This window comes from Staphylococcus sp. GDY8P196P (assembly GCF_017891705.1).
GTDB classification, from domain to species: domain Bacteria; phylum Bacillota; class Bacilli; order Staphylococcales; family Staphylococcaceae; genus Staphylococcus; species Staphylococcus ureilyticus.
Window position 1 is genome coordinate 112,216 of the sequence record NZ_JAESJS010000003.1, and the last position, 15,689, is coordinate 127,904.

Here is a 15,689-nt window from a genome sequence, read left to right on the forward strand (position 1 = left end):
GTACAGTATTAATATTCCACTTAACTGTTATACAAAACGTAATAGAAATCTATATTTTCAAATGCCAACAATGATTATAAACGAATGTTTTATATTTTAGAAAACCCACACAATATTGGTGGTTTCATATACGGACATCATTATGTTTATTTGAAAATAGAAGTAAAACCATTATGTAAACTAACAAATTAAATAATTAAGATGTGAGTGCATTGCCGGTTCATAGTGTAAATATATTCGTTTCACATGGAACAATTTTATTAACATTAGATTAATCAATAATTAATTAGAATTTTCTAAAATTTATTGACTATACATGAGTGGAATGCTAGGATTAATACAACTCAAATACATAGGATTGACTCTTATTTAGAGAGGTGGAGGGATGTGCCCGATGAAACCCGGCAACCATCGTTAAACGAAATGGTGCTAATTCACAGAAAGTAATCTTGATTACTTTCAAAGATAAGAGAAGGTGGATACTTTCTCTTTATTACAATAAGAGAAAGTATTTTTTTACATAATGAGTGAATTTTATTTTCAGACAAGGTTAAGGAGAGATGTTATGAAAAAGTTGATTAGTTTAACAATTTTAGTATGTTTTGCTGCAATACTCGTAGCTTGTGGTTCGTCCAAAGATAAAGAAAATAAAAAAATCACGATTGCTACATCACCAGCACCTCATGGCGAAGTTTTAAAACATGCGAAAGATGAAATGAAGAAAAAGGGGTATGATTTAGAAATCAAAGTTGTTAATGACTACAAAGTACCTAATAAACTTTTAGACAAAGGTGATGTTGATGCAAACTTCTTTCAACATGTACCTTATTTGAAGGCTGAAAGAGATGACCATAATTATAATATTGAGGAAGTAGGAAAAGTATTTACGACACCAATGGGCGTATACAGTAAAAAATATAAAGACATCAAAGACATTCCTAAAGGCTCTACAATCTACGTTTCCAATAATCCAGCTGAAGAAGGGCGTTTCTTATCATTTTTCGTAGATAAAGGATTAATAAAAATTAAAAAAGGTGTCAAAATTGAAGATGCCAAATTTGAAGATATCGTGGAAAATAAAAAGAATCTCAAATTTAACAATAAGCAGGGTGCAGAATTTTTACCTAAAACATATAAAAGTAAAGAAGGCGCAGCTGTCATCATGAATTCTAATTATGCGATAGATAATGGTTTGACGCCACACAAAGATGCTATTGCAATAGAAGGTAAATCATCACCATTTGCTAACATTATTGCAGTTCAAAAAGGCCATAAAGATGATGAAAAGTATCAAACTCTATTAAAAGTTTTACAATCTGAAGATATGAAAAAGTTCATAAAAAAAGAATATAATGAAGATGTTATACCTTATGAAAAATAAAAACATTAATTTATGATATAGGTTTTAACAAACAGAGGAGGTATGGTTAAACATGTCTAAGTTAGGAATTGTCGGACTTGGTAGAGTGGGCAGCCAAGTATTGACAGACGTTCAATATTTGAATTTATTTTCAGAAATTGTATTAATTGATAGCAAAGAAGAAATTGCAAGCGGTGAGGCGCTTGATCATAATCATTCGCAAGGATTGTTTAATACAAGTCATGTGCGAATTAAAGCTGGCGCATATCAAGATTTAGCTGATGCAGATTTTATAGTAATTGCCGCAAGTATACAAACGGATAAAAACGATGGTGATCGTACACTATTGGCACAAGATAATCATGATATTATAAAAAATGTTATGAAACAAATTGCTGAAGTAACGCAAGAAGCTATTATTATTTTAATTTCTAACCCAGTGGATTCGATGGTATATTTTGCTAATCAAGTCAATTATCCAACTCATAAAATCATTGGAACGGGTACAGCATTGGAAAGCTCAAGGTTCAAAACCATTATCGCTCAGCATTACCAAATTGATCCTAAAAATGTTGAAGCTTTTGTTATTGGTGAACATGGTCAGTATGCAGTGCCTGTATGGAGCAAAGTGCGCATTCATGGTATGGAACTATCAGAGTATGAAGCTTTAAGTCAATCACCAGTAATTGATAAAGCACATATTACATCAATTATCAATGAAGTATCAATGGATGTTTTTTATCAAAAAGGGTGGACCAATGCAGCGATTTCCAGGGTGACTACTACATTGATACAAGCGATTGCTTTGAATCAACGCACAATTATGCCACTAACATCAAACAGTCAGGAATACGGGCTAGATGACGGGGCGTATAGTTTGCCGACATTAATTGATCAGCATGGTATTGTACAAAGATATCCTATCACATTGGATGAACAAGAAGAACAGCAGCTCGTTGAAGCATATCAATATATCAGACAAACAATTCATATAGCACAAAATTAAGTTCATTTAATATAGAGTGAGAAACATAAGTATCACATAGCATAAAAAATGGCGATTTCTAGATTTTATATAGAAATTGCCACTTTTTTATTTTGTACTCATATTTTTGTTTCATCATTATGTCAGAAGTATCATAGTGTGACTGCTTGCTTTAATATGAAGGTATGGCTACAATGTATTTAAATATTAATATTGAATTTAATAAAAAATTAAACGATTAGAAAGCGCGGTGCAATCATGTTGATAAGACATGCTAAACTCATTAGGTTATTGTTGAACAACAGTAATCATTACCTAAGCGCAGATGAAATAGCTAATTATTTAAGTGTTTCCAATAGAACAGTGAGAAATGATATACAATACATTAATGGTGAAATTATAAATCGCTTGATTACAAGTGTTAAAGGGAAAGGATATAAACTCAATCATGACCATTATGATGAGACAGAATTAGAGACATTGATACATTCTTATTTAACAAAAGAAAATGAAAAGTTAATGAAAATTGGATATGAATTATTAATGTATCAGAAACCCACTACCATTGATCAAATAGAATCAGCATTTATGGTAACGAAAGCAGAAGCTAATGATTATATAAATAGAATAAAGGCTTGGTGTGCATCATTTGATATTAACGTTGAGGTCATTAAGAAAAAAGGTGTTACCATAACTGGTAATGAAATGAATATAAGGAATGCGATATTACATTTAAATCAATTGTCTAATAATGAAAAGACAGTAGAGGGTTTGATACTTAATGAAATACCTCAAGCGCACATCAAAACCATATGTCATATTATTAAAAACAGATTAGCAAAACATTATATTTTTACTTCTGATATGCGTATTCAACAATTACTCATTCATTTAGTCATTATTATAAAAAGGGAAAAGATAAGTGAAGATTCATGGGTGATAAATGAAGAGGCTGAAGAAATAGCGATGCAGTGTATAGAAGATATCAACCATAAATTAGCTTATGGATTATCGAAAGATACAGCTAAGTTATTTTCTTTTTTCATTAGTTATTACTTTAATAAATATGATTTGGGTATAGAAACCTTTTTTGTTGAAAGCTATGTAGCGCGCATGATTCATCAAATGGAAAAAATAGTTGGTATCAATTTTACCCAAGACAATATTTTACGTGAAAACATTCAAGTACATTTTAGCAGAGCGTATTTGCGTATCGCTAAAAATGTATATATTAATAATCCATTAACGGATGAAATCAAAAAATACTATCCTTTTGTTTTTAATGCATTGTATGAAACTGTAAAATACTTGGCTAAAGATTCAAATTTAAGCTTAGTAGAAGATGAAATTGCTTTTTTAGCATTACATTTTCAATCATCTATTGATCGTAATAAAAAAGACGAAGTTAACATTGTGATAACCTGTTATTATGGTTTAGGAATATCTAGTTTGTTGGAAGTGAAAATTGCGAATCTAGATAGTCATATAAATATTGTTGATACTTTAAAATTAGAGAGACTGTCTCATTACAATTTTTCAAATGTTGATATGTTGATTACCACGCATCCCATTGACACTGCTGATTTACCAAATACATTACACGTGATAGAGGTATCCCCTTTGCTTTCGGATAATGATATAAATCACATTAAATCATTTATCAATAATAAAAGAAACCCTGTGTTGAAACAGGATGAAATATCTGCAATTCAATTTGATGTTCAAACGATGACAGATGAGGAAACTGCAACCCATGTTTTTGAAAACGCACAGTCAATGCTGATGAAACAACATGCTATTACGGAAAGTTATATGAAGAGTGCATTGGAACGTGAAAAATTTGCTTCAACATATATAGGGAATGGTATTAGTATGCCACATGGTGATCCTGCGAAAGTGTTGCGTTCACATGTTATTATATTTAAATGCCCTCATGGCTTACTATGGAAACAAAATAAAGTTAAATTAGTGTTCTTTTTAGCCATCGCAAATTCTGATACCTCAGCAATGAAGAAAATCATACATGTGATAGCTGGATTAAACGAGTATGATGTCGATCAACTTATGACTATGGATGCACAACATCTAAAACAGTATATGATTAAACTCATCAAAACATAATTGCCGTTGATAACGGCAATTATGTTTTTTTATCAATATTAGAAAGCGTTTACAATTGAATGTGAGGAGGATGAAATGATGAAAATATTAGCGATTACATCGTGCCCAAATGGTATAGCGCATACATATATGGCACAAGAAAAGTTAGAACAAGCTGCTCAAGAAATGGGCGTCAATATAAAAGTAGAAACTCAAGGTGGTGTAGGGGCAGAAAATGTTTTAACATCAAAAGAAATTAAAGAAGCGGATGGCATTATCATTGCAGCCGATAGACAAGTAGATTTGTCACGTTTTGATGGGAAATTAATTATAAATGAAAGTGTTCGTGAAGGCATTCATAAACCAAAAGAATTAATTCAACGTATCATTGATAAAGACGGACATATTCATCATGATCGTAATGGGGATACGAATCAAAAAGATGATGATCAAGAGCAAAAAAGTGGGATGCAAATGGTCTATCAACATTTAATGAATGGTGTATCATTTATGGTACCTTTCATTGTAGTTGGTGGATTATTGATGGCTATTGCTCTAACTTTAGGTGGTGAGGCTTCATCAAAAGGTTTAGTTATACCAGAAGATTCTTTTTGGAAATCAATTGAAAATATTGGTTCTCTAGCATTTAGTTTTATGGTTCCAATATTGGCTGGGTATATTGCAGTGAGTATTGCAGATAAACCTGGTTTGGTACCTGGTATGATTGGAGGCGCAATCGCAGCTGACGGTAGCTTTTATGGTAGTGATGCAGGCGCTGGGTTTTTAGGTGGTATTGTTGCAGGATTTATCGCAGGTTATATTGCAAAATGGATAAAAAATATTAAAGTACCTAAAGCGATGGCACCTATTATGCCAATCATTATTATTCCAATCATCTCTTCATTGCTTGTAGGATTAATTTTTATCTTCTTGATTGGCGCACCAATTGCGAGTATTTTTGAAGGTTTAACAACTTGGTTAAAGAGTATGCAAGGGACAAATATTATTATTTTAGCATTAATAGTTGGCGCTATGATTGCTTTTGATATGGGTGGACCAGTAAACAAAGTAGCATTTTTATTTGGTTCAGCATTAATCGCGGAGGGTAACTATGCTGTTATGGGAATGGTTGCAGTTGCAGTATGTACACCTCCTATTGGTTTAGGATTGGCTACATTTATCAATAAACGTAAGTTTAATAAAGGTGAAATTGAAATGGGCAAAGCATCATTTACCATGGGATTGTTCGGTATTACGGAAGGTGCTATACCATTTGCTGCACAAGATCCGTTTAGAATTATACCATCTAATATGATTGGTGCGATGGTAGCTGCCGTTATTGCTGCAATTGGTGGTGTAGGTGACAGAGTTGCACACGGAGGCCCAATAGTTGCAGTGCTAGGCGGAATTGATCAAATATTGTGGTTTTTTATTGCAGTAATCATTGGTAGTATCGTTACAATGAGTGTGGTTTTAATTTTAAGAAGACAAACGCCATCACTTGCAGTTGATACGAATAATATTGAAATGGGTATGGATCAATCAGAAAATGAGATAGAAACAGAAAAAAATAGTGTTTCAACGATGGATAATCAAGCATTAGAAGAACAAAGTGTATTTAGTGAACAAGTTATTCATATTTCAAAACAAACTTTATCTAGAGATGAAGCAATAGACCAGTTAATAGAAAATTTAAATGAACAAGGGTATATTACAGATCAATCACAATTAAAATCCGATGTCTTAAAGAGAGAGATGGAATCAACGACAGCGATTGGAATGAACGTAGCCATTCCTCATGCAAAATCGGATGCGGTTAAAGCACCTATCGTAGCAGTCATGAATAATAAGCACGGCGTGAAATGGGAAAGTTTAGATGGAACGTTACCTCAATTGATATTTTTAATTACTGTACCAAGTGATAGCAGTGACACACATCTCAAATTATTACAAAGATTATCAAGAACATTGATGGATGATGAAACTAGGCAAAATTTAATAAATGCAACAAATAGTAAGCAGATTTATAATATATTAAAAGATATTTAAATGGAGGTATCATGCAATGCCATTATTTTTAAAACCTGTATTTCAAGAACGGATATGGGGTGGAACAGCTCTAAAAACATTTAATTATGATATTCCAAGTGATTATACAGGAGAATGTTGGGCGATTTCGGCGCATCCAAATGGTACAAATACAATAGAAAATGGAAGGCATCAAGGTAAAACTTTAGAAGAAGTGTGGAATGAGGATAAAGCACTTTTTGGTGTTTCAGGTGATGTTAAATTTCCATTGCTAACTAAAATTTTAGATGCAAAAGATAAATTATCAGTACAAGTCCATCCAGATAATGACTATGCCCAAAAGTATGAGGGTGAATACGGTAAAACAGAGTGTTGGTATATATTAGACGCACAAGAAGATGCTGAAATTATTTACGGTGTAAACGCTGAAAATCAAGATGAACTGAATGATATGATAGATCAACAACAATTTGATAAGTTATTTCATAAAGTTAAAGTGAAGGCGGGAGATTTTTTCTATGTGCCTGCTGGTACAGTACATGCTATCGGAGAAGGTATTTTAATATTAGAAACACAACAATCTTCCGATACAACATACAGAATCTATGATTATGAGCGCACTGACAACAAAGGTAACCAACGTGAACTACATTTAGCGCAGAGTAAAGCTGTGATTAATCTTGCTGCGACTTCGCCCAATACAACACCCAAACACGAGGTGAGACAAGGGCAAACATATACGCAATTTGTTTCAAATGATTTCTTCACGGTCGAACGCTGGATGATCAAGGGTGCATTAAATTATGAAAAACCAAGCGCATATTGTCTTGTATCCATAGTTGAGGGTAATGGTAATGTAGAAACGAATGATGAAGTTTATAAAATAGAAAAAGGAATACATTTTATATTAACGACAGAAGATAAAAACATAGCATTTAACGGTGATATGACAATGATTATAAGTTATGTATAATGTTTAAGAGGTGAGGGCATGGATTTGCGTTAAGGCAGATTCATTTAACCTACACCTCTTTTTATCCAAAATTGAAGTAATAATATGAGTGATGAGGTGTATGGATATGCTTAAAATTTGCGCAGATATAGGTGGCACGAAAACCATTGTAGGGGTTATAGACCAAGACTTATCAGTGATTGACAGTCAAAATTCGAGACGGATGTAGATCACCCGGAAGCAGAATTTACAAAAATTATTAATATAGCAAATGAATTCAGCAAAAAATATAATAATGTAGCGCAAAGTACATTGAATATCGCGATGCCAGGACCTTGTGATTATACTGAAGGATTGTTTTTGAATCCTCCTAATTTACAGAAATATGTAGGCTTTAATGCTGGTGATTTTATAAAGGCGCAAAGTGCATTTCAACCACATTTTGTAAATGATACTGATGCAGCGATATTAGCGGAATATCAATATTTAAATTCAGATGTAGAAGATGTCATATACTTAACAATTAGCACAGGTATTGGTATGGCATATATAAGAAATGGTCAACTCGTTACTGGCATTGATGGTAATTTTGGAGAAATTGGTCATACTATCATAAAAAATAATAGCGATTATCAATGTCCGGTGTGTCACCAATTTGGATGTGTTGAAAATGAACTGTCAGGTTTAGCGATCAGTCGTAAAGCGAGTGATATTTTACAAAAAGTGGTGAGTACTAGAGAAGCAATCGACATCTACATGAATAATGACAATGAAAATATCAGTCGTATGATGAATGAAGTAGTGTTACTAACACAACAACTATGTACGAATTTATTTAATATCTTTAATGTATATCATATTATTCTTGGTGGTGGTGTTACACAAAGTGCATTACCATATAAAGCAAACATTGAAGCGTATGCGCAAAAGCACCATTTGATTCAAAACAAACCATTTCATATTAAAGTAAGTAATTTGGCAGAAAATGTGCTTACTGGTCTTTATTATGTAAATGAACAATAAAAACAGTTTGCACATTCATAAAGATAGCGAGCATCTGAAATGATTTAATGGAAATTTCAGATGCTCGCTATTTTTTGATGTCTAAAATGCTTAAGTTGATTTATAGTCTGTTGCGCTTAATCAAAATATATTTTCTTATGTTTAATGTTTTAGATAGTTGATCAGAAAGTAATAATCCTAATGCAATTGAACCTGCAATTAAAATCGCTCGTATAAAGGTATTGGTTGCATCTGTGAAATTTAAAGTCACCAATTGCTGTGTCGCTCTAAAAGCAATACTACCTGGGACAAGTGGAATGATGCCAGGAATCATAAAAAGTACAACGGGCGCTTTGAAAATACGACTCATAATATGGGCAAGCAAACCTAATGTTAAACTACCAAGCAAGCTAGAATATATACTATCCATTTCAAATGATTGTTCTAAAATGTAGCTGACAAAATAGCCCATTGAGCCAGCAAACCCAGCTGGAAAAAATAATTTTTTAGGGGCATCGTAAATCACATTAAAAAAGTATGATGCGCTAAAGCTACATAAAAAAGTAAATAAAATTGTCATTATGTGACCTCCTAAAAAATTAAGTAAGCAATCGCAATACCTGAGCCAATTGCGAAGGCAATGACGAGTGCTTCTAAAAATTTTGCTGTAAACATTAACATGTGTCTACTAAATAAATCTTGTATCGCAGTCGTTATTAGTACACCAGGTACAATTGGCATAACGGAGGCAATCATAGCTGGTCCGAAAGATTGATTGACTTGAAACAGTTCTGAACCAAATATAACGGTCGTACCCAAGATAAATGAACCTACAAATTCAGGTATAAACATGGTGAGTGATTTACTTTGCATATACTCAACGATTAAAAATCCTATAGCACCAGCGATAATTGTAGTAATTGCATCAGACCAAGTACCGCCTTGTAAGTATAAAAAACTTAACGATATAATACCTGCCGCAATCACTTTTTTCCATAGTGGAATACTTAAATTGGATCTATCAATATTTTTCAGCGCTTCAAAAGCTTCTTCTATAGCAAGTTGATTGTCTGTAAGTTTACGGGAAATATTATTGACTTGAAATATTTTAAGTAAATTAGTACTGTTTTTATCAATACGCAAAATTCGAGTATCGTGTTCTTCACTTAATGAAAAATTGATAAATACATTAATGACATATCCTTGGCTATTATAATAACCCATACAAATGGCGATTCGTCTCATTGTATCTTCAACACGAGAAACCTCAGCGCCAGATGACAATAAAATTTTACCAGCAAGTAATATCACATTCATCGTAACTTTATCTTTGTAGTTATCCAAAAGCGTACCTCCGACTTGATAAATAATTATCATTATTATCCCAATATTATTATGTAATTTCAAAGAGAATTTACTAAATGTAAAAAGCATAAACAATATGCATTGCTGACGTTAGCCTTCGGGTTGTCTGCGGTTACGTTGCGAGGTGTCTTAAGTAATGATTAGACGTTATCGTTTCAGCAAAATGAAATTTAAAGGTTTTAAAAAGTTAAATCAATAAAATTCAAGTATAAAAACATGTCTTATTTTTATCGATGCGACGTCTACATAGACAATTAGATATTATATTGCTGATAAAAGTTAATTGTTTCAGCCTTTAACATTTAATTAGCAATTAAAGTCCCACTTCTCAAATGTTTTGAGTCAGTGGGACTTAATGTAAGCTTGTTCGCTCAAGTTTTAGCCATTCTATTGCAGACCGTCATAATCATTTTGAATGAATTAGATTTTTATCAAATGACTTAAAGACATGCAGACGTTTTTATAATATTTGTAAGCCTTGTTCAAGATCTGAAATAATATCATCAATATTTTCAGTACCAATTGATAATCTTACTAATTCTGGTAAGACACCAGATGATTGTTGTTCTTCAGGTGAAAGTTGTAAATGAGTCGTACTAGCTGGATGAATAACTAATGATTTTGAATCGCCTACATTTGCTAAATGTGAGAATAAATTTAAAGATTCAACAAATTTGGCAATATCTTCAACTGAACCATCCACACCAAAGGTTAAAATTGCGCCTTGGCCATTAGGTAAATATTTTTTAGCAAGATTATGATATGCATTACTTTCCAAGCCAGGGTAATTCACCCAAGAAACTTTAGGATGTTCTTCAAGAAACTGTGCGACTTTAAGTGCATTTTCTGAATGTCGTTCTAAACGAAGATGTAACGTTTCTAAGCCAATTAGAAATTCATGTACATTAAACGGTGAAACAGCAGAACCAAGATCACGTAATAATTGTACGCGTGCTTTTGTAATATAAGCAGCTTCGCCTACATCATTTGCATATGAAACACCATGATAACTTGGATCCGGTTCGACTAAACCAGGGAACTTTCCATTATCCCAATTAAATTTACCACTATCGACGATGATGCCACCAATGGAAGTCCCATGGCCTCCTATAAATTTTGTGGCTGAGTGTATCACAATATCAGCGCCATACTCAAATGGGCGTAATAAATACGGAGTTGGGAAAGTGTTATCAACAATTAAAGGTATCTCGTGGTCATGCGCAATATGAGCAACTTTTTCAATATCTAAGACGTCTATTCTAGGATTACCAATTGTTTCGGCATAAACTGCTTTGGTTTTATCCGTTAAGGCTGCTTTGAAATTTTCGGGATTACTTGGATCCACAAAGTGTACTTTAATACCTAGTTTTTTGAAAGTGACATTAAATAAGTTGTAGGTACCACCATAAAGATTTGAAGATGCTACAATTTCATCACCGCTTTCAACAATATTTAATAAAGCTAAGTGAATTGCAGCTTGTCCAGAAGATGTGGCTAGGGCACCGACACCACCTTCAAGTGCAGCAATGCGTTCTTCAAAAACGTTTTGTGTAGGATTCATAATTCTGGTGTAAATGTTTCCGGGTTCTTCTAGTGAAAAAAGTTTTCTTGCGTGTTCTGTATCATCGAACACGTAACTTGAGGTCTGATAAATCGGTACTGCTCGTGATTTTGAGAATGCGTCTACCTCTTGACCCGCATGAATCGATAAAGTATCTAAATGCCAATGATTTTGAGACATACATTGTCCCTCCTATATATTTGAATTTTCTGATAATTATTACTATACAAGAGCACTTTTTTAATTTCAAGTATCCTTACTAAGAAAGTAAGGATTAATTTTATGTTTATAACAATAATATGTCCCCACGAATATTAATATGTAACAATATTCATGGGGAACTTTATAGGCAAAATCTGTTCATTCGATTAGGATCATTATTTCCTAGGCAATTTTATATATTAGTAATGTTGATCATGCGCATATTGATCGTGTGTATCATCCATATTTTCATGATTTAAAACTTCAGCGTTTTGCTGTTGTAGCTGACTGTAATCTCCTTCTGGTAATTTGCTCTCGAGAGCTTCAACTTTAGGATAAATAAATAGGGGAATAAAACCAATTAAACCGTATATCATAAATGTAAACATAAAATTAAACGTATCTATAAATAATCCTGCAAAAGTAGATCCAATCACTTGTCCAATAGCCAACATTAAGAAGGGTATGCCTATACCTAAAGAGGCATTTTTAACAAATATTTTAATTCCCCAAACTAAAAGTACGCCAGTTAAGAATATATAACTCATACCAAATAGTGCAGCAGATACAAAGGGAATAATCCAAATTTTGGGTGTGAAAGCAAGGGCGATTGTTGCGATGGCAAGTGCTATAACACCTAAATTAAATGCATAACGAAGTCCGCGTTTATCAATAATTGCACCTGATATGCCACCTATCATGCCGAATAATCCTATCAAAATCCAAAAGAGTGAAAGTGCAATATCAGAATAATTACCAGTATTTTGAACAAATGATTTGGAAAATGTCCAAAAGGTTGCAGTAGATACACCTAATAATATAGAAGCAGTCGTGATACGTGTACTAGCTGAAATATCACGAATGTTAAATGAACCTGTATGAATTTTAATATTTTGCTTTAATGATGGAATGATGAGATAGTTCCAAAGTAAAACGATAAGTGCCAATATCGCATAGATAAAATAAGTTTGTCGCCAATCTATAAAAGTGAACATGGCTGTTATACCCGTAAACATAAGGCCAATACTTGTGCCAGAATTAATCCAAGTATTTGCTTTTCCTTGTTCATGCACTTTAATCCATAAAGAAATGGTGTAGCCATATGGAGGTGAAATGAGTCCAGTACTCGCACCGGCAAAGATGACACCGATAGATAAAACGATTGCGCTTGTTGAAATGCCTATCCCTAATAAACCTATTAGTACAGAGATTCCTGCTAATATAATCATACGTTTAGGGCCAATTTTATCAGTTTGTAATGTTGAAAAGATAATTGTAAAACAATAGGATAAATAAAATAATGAGGAAATAATCCCTGATTGTGATGCAGATAAATGTAAATCAGTGGTTACTTCAGGTAAAAACAAACCAAAACTAAAACGTCCTAAACCATAGGTTGTTGCTATCATAGCTATACCAGGAAATACAAGTTTAGAAAATTTCACTATAAATTTCTCCTTTAGTAGATAGAATGTTCATTCTATTTTAATTTTAAAAAAATACGAGATGAGTATATAAAGTAAGATGCTCATGCTCGTTTAAGAATTAAATTTCTTTGTGTGCTTCGTTAAGTAGTAAATCAGCCATAGTTATGGCGTGCGATGTAGCTTTTTTTGAACCTAGTAATGCTGTCATTGAGGTTGTTCCTTCAAGTAATAGTGTGAATTGAATTGCCAAATCCAATCCATTGACGATACCAGCATTATTTGCCAATTGCTCTAAGTAATTTAACAACTTTTGTTTATGTCCTCTAGCAATATTTTCAATTTCGTTATCTGTATTCGCATAATCTTCGATAGCCCTCATAAACATATCACCCTTATAAGAATGATCATTAAGCCACTGACAATGTGCTTTGACTGCAGAAATAAAAGGTTGGTGTGGTTGTTTTTCAACATAAGTGTCTAAATAATGCCAATATCTAGATTCACGTTGTTTTAACACCGCCTCAACTAAATTGTCTTTAGATTCAAAATGATTATATAAAGTCATCGTAGCTACATTGGCTTCTTGTATAATTTGCTTTAAGCCGATACCACGAAACCCATATTCATAAAATAACCTTTCAGCAGTTGATAATATATCTTGTCGCTTTTGTGACAATCGTCTCACACTTTCTTCTTAGTAGAATGACCGTTCTATTTAAAGTTAACAGCTAAATAGCAAAATGTCAAAGTAATATCAACATATTATGATTTTGACATTTTATATTTAGAAGTGTAATATAACAATAAAATGAGTGTATACTCACTATTTGTGGAGTGGGGTGTAGAAATGATTGAAGTGAATAATTTAAGTAAATCTTTTAGTAATAAACAAGTATTAGAAGATATAAATGTTGCTTTTGAAAAAGGTGAAATTGTTGGATTAATTGGTCCGTCTGGAACTGGAAAAACAACGCTAATCCAATGCATGTTAGGAATGGAACGTATTGATGTAGGTTGGGTAACGATAAATGGAGTTGAAATGCCCAATAGAAAAATTTTAGGTGACATTGGATATATGGCTCAAAGTGATGCACTTTACACAGATTTGACGGGGAGAGAAAACCTAGAATTTTTTGGAAGTATATATATAAAAAAAAGAAAAGACATCAAAAAACGCGTGGAAATTTGTAGTGATATGGTAAAACTTCAAGAAGCATTAGATAAAAAGGTATCTACCTATTCTGGCGGCATGAAACGTAGGTTGTCTTTGGCTATTAGTTTTCTACAAGATCCACAAATATTGATACTAGATGAACCAACTGTTGGAATTGATCCTAAACTTAGACAAGCGGTATGGAGGGATTTGGATGCAGCCAAAAAAGAAGGGAAAAGTATTCTAGTCACAACTCACGTATTAGATGAAGCAACACGTTGTGACAGACTATTACTTATGAATCATGGTGAAATTATTGCAATAGGATCACCACAAGATATTAAAACGCAATATCAAGCTGAATCTATTGAAGATGTGTTTTTGAAAATGGAGGACTAAATATGAATGCATTTTATATTACTAAACGAATTTTCAAACAAACAATCAGAGACATACGTACGTTAATGTTATTACTAGTAGCACCTTTGCTAATATTAACATTACTGTATTATATATTTACAGTTTCAGATAACTCGAATGGTGTGAAAGTAGGCGTTCATGATATTCCTGCATCACTGAAAGATGAATTACAGTCACAAGATATTACGATAGAAAATTTTAAGGACCATAAAAATATAGATGATAAAATAAAAGAAGATCAATTGACTGGTTTTATGTATATGCAAAATAATGAGTTAGAAGTCACTTTTGCTAATGATAATCCAACTGATAAGGGCATCATGGCTTCTACAAACCAAAAATGGTTAACCAATCATAATATGACTCAAATGAAAGAAAATACAGAATCATTAAAAAAGGCACTTGAGGAAGTTCAATCGCAAATGCCTGATAATGCTAATTCAGGTCAAAGTATGACAGATAATCAGCAAAATATCAGCAAGCCAACAAAAGTTAATACACATTATTTATATGGGGATAAAGATGCTACATATTTTGATACAATTAATCCCATTTTAATAGGATTTTTCGTATTCTTCTTCACTTTTTTAATTTCTGGCATCGGTTTATTAAAAGAGAGAACCTCAGGGACGTTGGAACGGTTGTTGTCTTCACCAATTAAGCGTAGTCATATTATTTATGGTTATATAATGGGTTATGGTATTTTTAGCGTGATACAAACCTTTGTAGTAGTTATATATGCTATATATGTGTTAAATATAGCTGTTGCAGGTTCGATTTGGCTTGTCTTAGCTACAACGGTATTAACGGCCCTCGTAGCTTTAACTTTCGGTATACTGCTGTCTACTTTTGCATCATCAGAATTTCAAATGATCCAATTTATACCACTTGTAATTGTACCGCAAGTGCTATTTGCAGGATTAATACCAATATCGTCTATGAATATAGGGTTGCAATACTTTGCACATTTGATGCCACTATTCTATACGGGGCAAGCTATGCAAGATGTCATGATTAAAGGATTTGGTATACAAGATATTTATATCAATTTATGTATATTATTTGGTATTTTTGTAGTGCTCTTGATATTGAATATTTTAGGTATGAAGCGTTATAGAAAAGTTTAAATATGGGT

General features: G+C 32.8%; 13 protein-coding genes and 1 riboswitch. Of the genes, 8 read left to right on the plus strand and 5 right to left on the minus strand.

Going from position 1 to position 15,689, the window contains the following annotated elements; translation table 11 throughout:
- Positions 1-362: 362 nt before the first annotated feature.
- A riboswitch (SAM riboswitch) is annotated at positions 363-472 on the plus strand.
- Positions 473-565: 93 nt separating this feature from the next.
- The 6 genes from KA814_RS00560 (at position 566) to KA814_RS00585 (ending at position 8,448) form a co-directional block, all read left to right on the plus strand.
- A complete protein-coding gene (locus tag KA814_RS00560) occupies positions 566-1,381 on the plus strand; it encodes a MetQ/NlpA family ABC transporter substrate-binding protein (RefSeq protein WP_064209198.1) in 816 nt (271 codons plus the stop codon).
- Between the two features lie 52 nt (positions 1,382-1,433).
- A complete protein-coding gene (locus KA814_RS00565; protein WP_064209199.1) occupies positions 1,434-2,366 on the plus strand; it encodes a lactate/malate family dehydrogenase in 933 nt (310 codons plus the stop codon).
- Between the two features lie 237 nt (positions 2,367-2,603).
- Complete coding sequence (locus KA814_RS00570) at positions 2,604-4,466, plus strand: BglG family transcription antiterminator (RefSeq protein ID WP_064209200.1); 1,863 nt, start codon at positions 2,604-2,606, stop codon at positions 4,464-4,466.
- Between the two features lie 78 nt (positions 4,467-4,544).
- Positions 4,545-6,494 carry a PTS fructose transporter subunit IIABC gene (locus tag KA814_RS00575; RefSeq protein ID WP_064209201.1) on the plus strand — a complete coding sequence of 650 codons (1,950 nt, stop codon included), beginning with the start codon at positions 4,545-4,547 and terminating at the stop codon, positions 6,492-6,494.
- A gap of 16 nt (positions 6,495-6,510) precedes the next feature.
- Positions 6,511-7,446 carry a mannose-6-phosphate isomerase, class I gene (gene manA, locus KA814_RS00580; RefSeq protein WP_064209202.1) on the plus strand — a complete coding sequence of 312 codons (936 nt, stop codon included), beginning with the start codon at positions 6,511-6,513 and terminating at the stop codon, positions 7,444-7,446.
- A gap of 243 nt (positions 7,447-7,689) precedes the next feature.
- The gene (locus tag KA814_RS00585; RefSeq protein ID WP_348633950.1) at positions 7,690-8,448 is read left to right on the plus strand and encodes an ROK family protein; all 759 of its coding nucleotides are present in this window, start codon (positions 7,690-7,692) and stop codon (positions 8,446-8,448) included.
- 100 nt (positions 8,449-8,548) lie between these two features.
- On the opposite strand, the gene KA814_RS00590 is transcribed toward KA814_RS00585, so the two are convergent.
- The 5 genes from KA814_RS00590 to KA814_RS00610 form a co-directional block, all read right to left on the minus strand.
- The gene (locus KA814_RS00590) at positions 8,549-9,007 is read right to left on the minus strand and encodes a threonine/serine exporter family protein (RefSeq protein WP_046206676.1); all 459 of its coding nucleotides are present in this window, start codon (positions 9,005-9,007) and stop codon (positions 8,549-8,551) included.
- Positions 9,008-9,018: 11 nt separating this feature from the next.
- Positions 9,019-9,771, minus strand: coding sequence for a threonine/serine exporter family protein (locus KA814_RS00595; protein WP_064209204.1), 753 nt, complete (start codon positions 9,769-9,771; stop codon positions 9,019-9,021).
- Between the two features lie 481 nt (positions 9,772-10,252).
- The gene (locus KA814_RS00600; RefSeq protein WP_064209205.1) at positions 10,253-11,533 is read right to left on the minus strand and encodes a homocysteine synthase; all 1,281 of its coding nucleotides are present in this window, start codon (positions 11,531-11,533) and stop codon (positions 10,253-10,255) included.
- Positions 11,534-11,754: 221 nt separating this feature from the next.
- Complete coding sequence (locus KA814_RS00605) at positions 11,755-12,999, minus strand: MFS transporter (RefSeq protein WP_046206679.1); 1,245 nt, start codon at positions 12,997-12,999, stop codon at positions 11,755-11,757.
- A gap of 100 nt (positions 13,000-13,099) precedes the next feature.
- Positions 13,100-13,657, minus strand: a complete 558-nt coding sequence (locus tag KA814_RS00610) for a TetR/AcrR family transcriptional regulator (RefSeq protein ID WP_019468982.1) — start codon at positions 13,655-13,657, stop codon at positions 13,100-13,102.
- A gap of 171 nt (positions 13,658-13,828) precedes the next feature.
- On the opposite strand from KA814_RS00610, the gene KA814_RS00615 reads away from it, so the two are divergent.
- On the plus strand, positions 13,829-14,533 hold the full coding sequence (locus KA814_RS00615; RefSeq protein WP_046206681.1) for an ABC transporter ATP-binding protein: 705 nt from the start codon (positions 13,829-13,831) through the stop codon (positions 14,531-14,533).
- A gap of 2 nt (positions 14,534-14,535) precedes the next feature.
- A complete protein-coding gene (locus KA814_RS00620; protein WP_064209206.1) occupies positions 14,536-15,681 on the plus strand; it encodes an ABC transporter permease in 1,146 nt (381 codons plus the stop codon).
- Positions 15,682-15,689 lie beyond the last annotated feature (8 nt).

Coding starts and splice junctions, on each gene's coding strand:
- manA (WP_064209202.1), top strand. CDS start 6,511: ATGCCATTATTTTTAAAACCTGTATTTCAAGAACGGATATGGGGTGGA.
- KA814_RS00570 (WP_064209200.1), top strand. CDS start 2,604: ATGTTGATAAGACATGCTAAACTCATTAGGTTATTGTTGAACAACAGT.
- KA814_RS00560 (WP_064209198.1), top strand. CDS start 566: ATGAAAAAGTTGATTAGTTTAACAATTTTAGTATGTTTTGCTGCAATA.
- KA814_RS00620 (WP_064209206.1), top strand. CDS start 14,536: ATGAATGCATTTTATATTACTAAACGAATTTTCAAACAAACAATCAGA.
- KA814_RS00590 (WP_046206676.1), bottom strand. CDS start 9,007: ATGACAATTTTATTTACTTTTTTATGTAGCTTTAGCGCATCATACTTT.
- KA814_RS00565 (WP_064209199.1), top strand. CDS start 1,434: ATGTCTAAGTTAGGAATTGTCGGACTTGGTAGAGTGGGCAGCCAAGTA.
- KA814_RS00615 (WP_046206681.1), top strand. CDS start 13,829: ATGATTGAAGTGAATAATTTAAGTAAATCTTTTAGTAATAAACAAGTA.
- KA814_RS00600 (WP_064209205.1), bottom strand. CDS start 11,533: ATGTCTCAAAATCATTGGCATTTAGATACTTTATCGATTCATGCGGGT.
- KA814_RS00575 (WP_064209201.1), top strand. CDS start 4,545: ATGAAAATATTAGCGATTACATCGTGCCCAAATGGTATAGCGCATACA.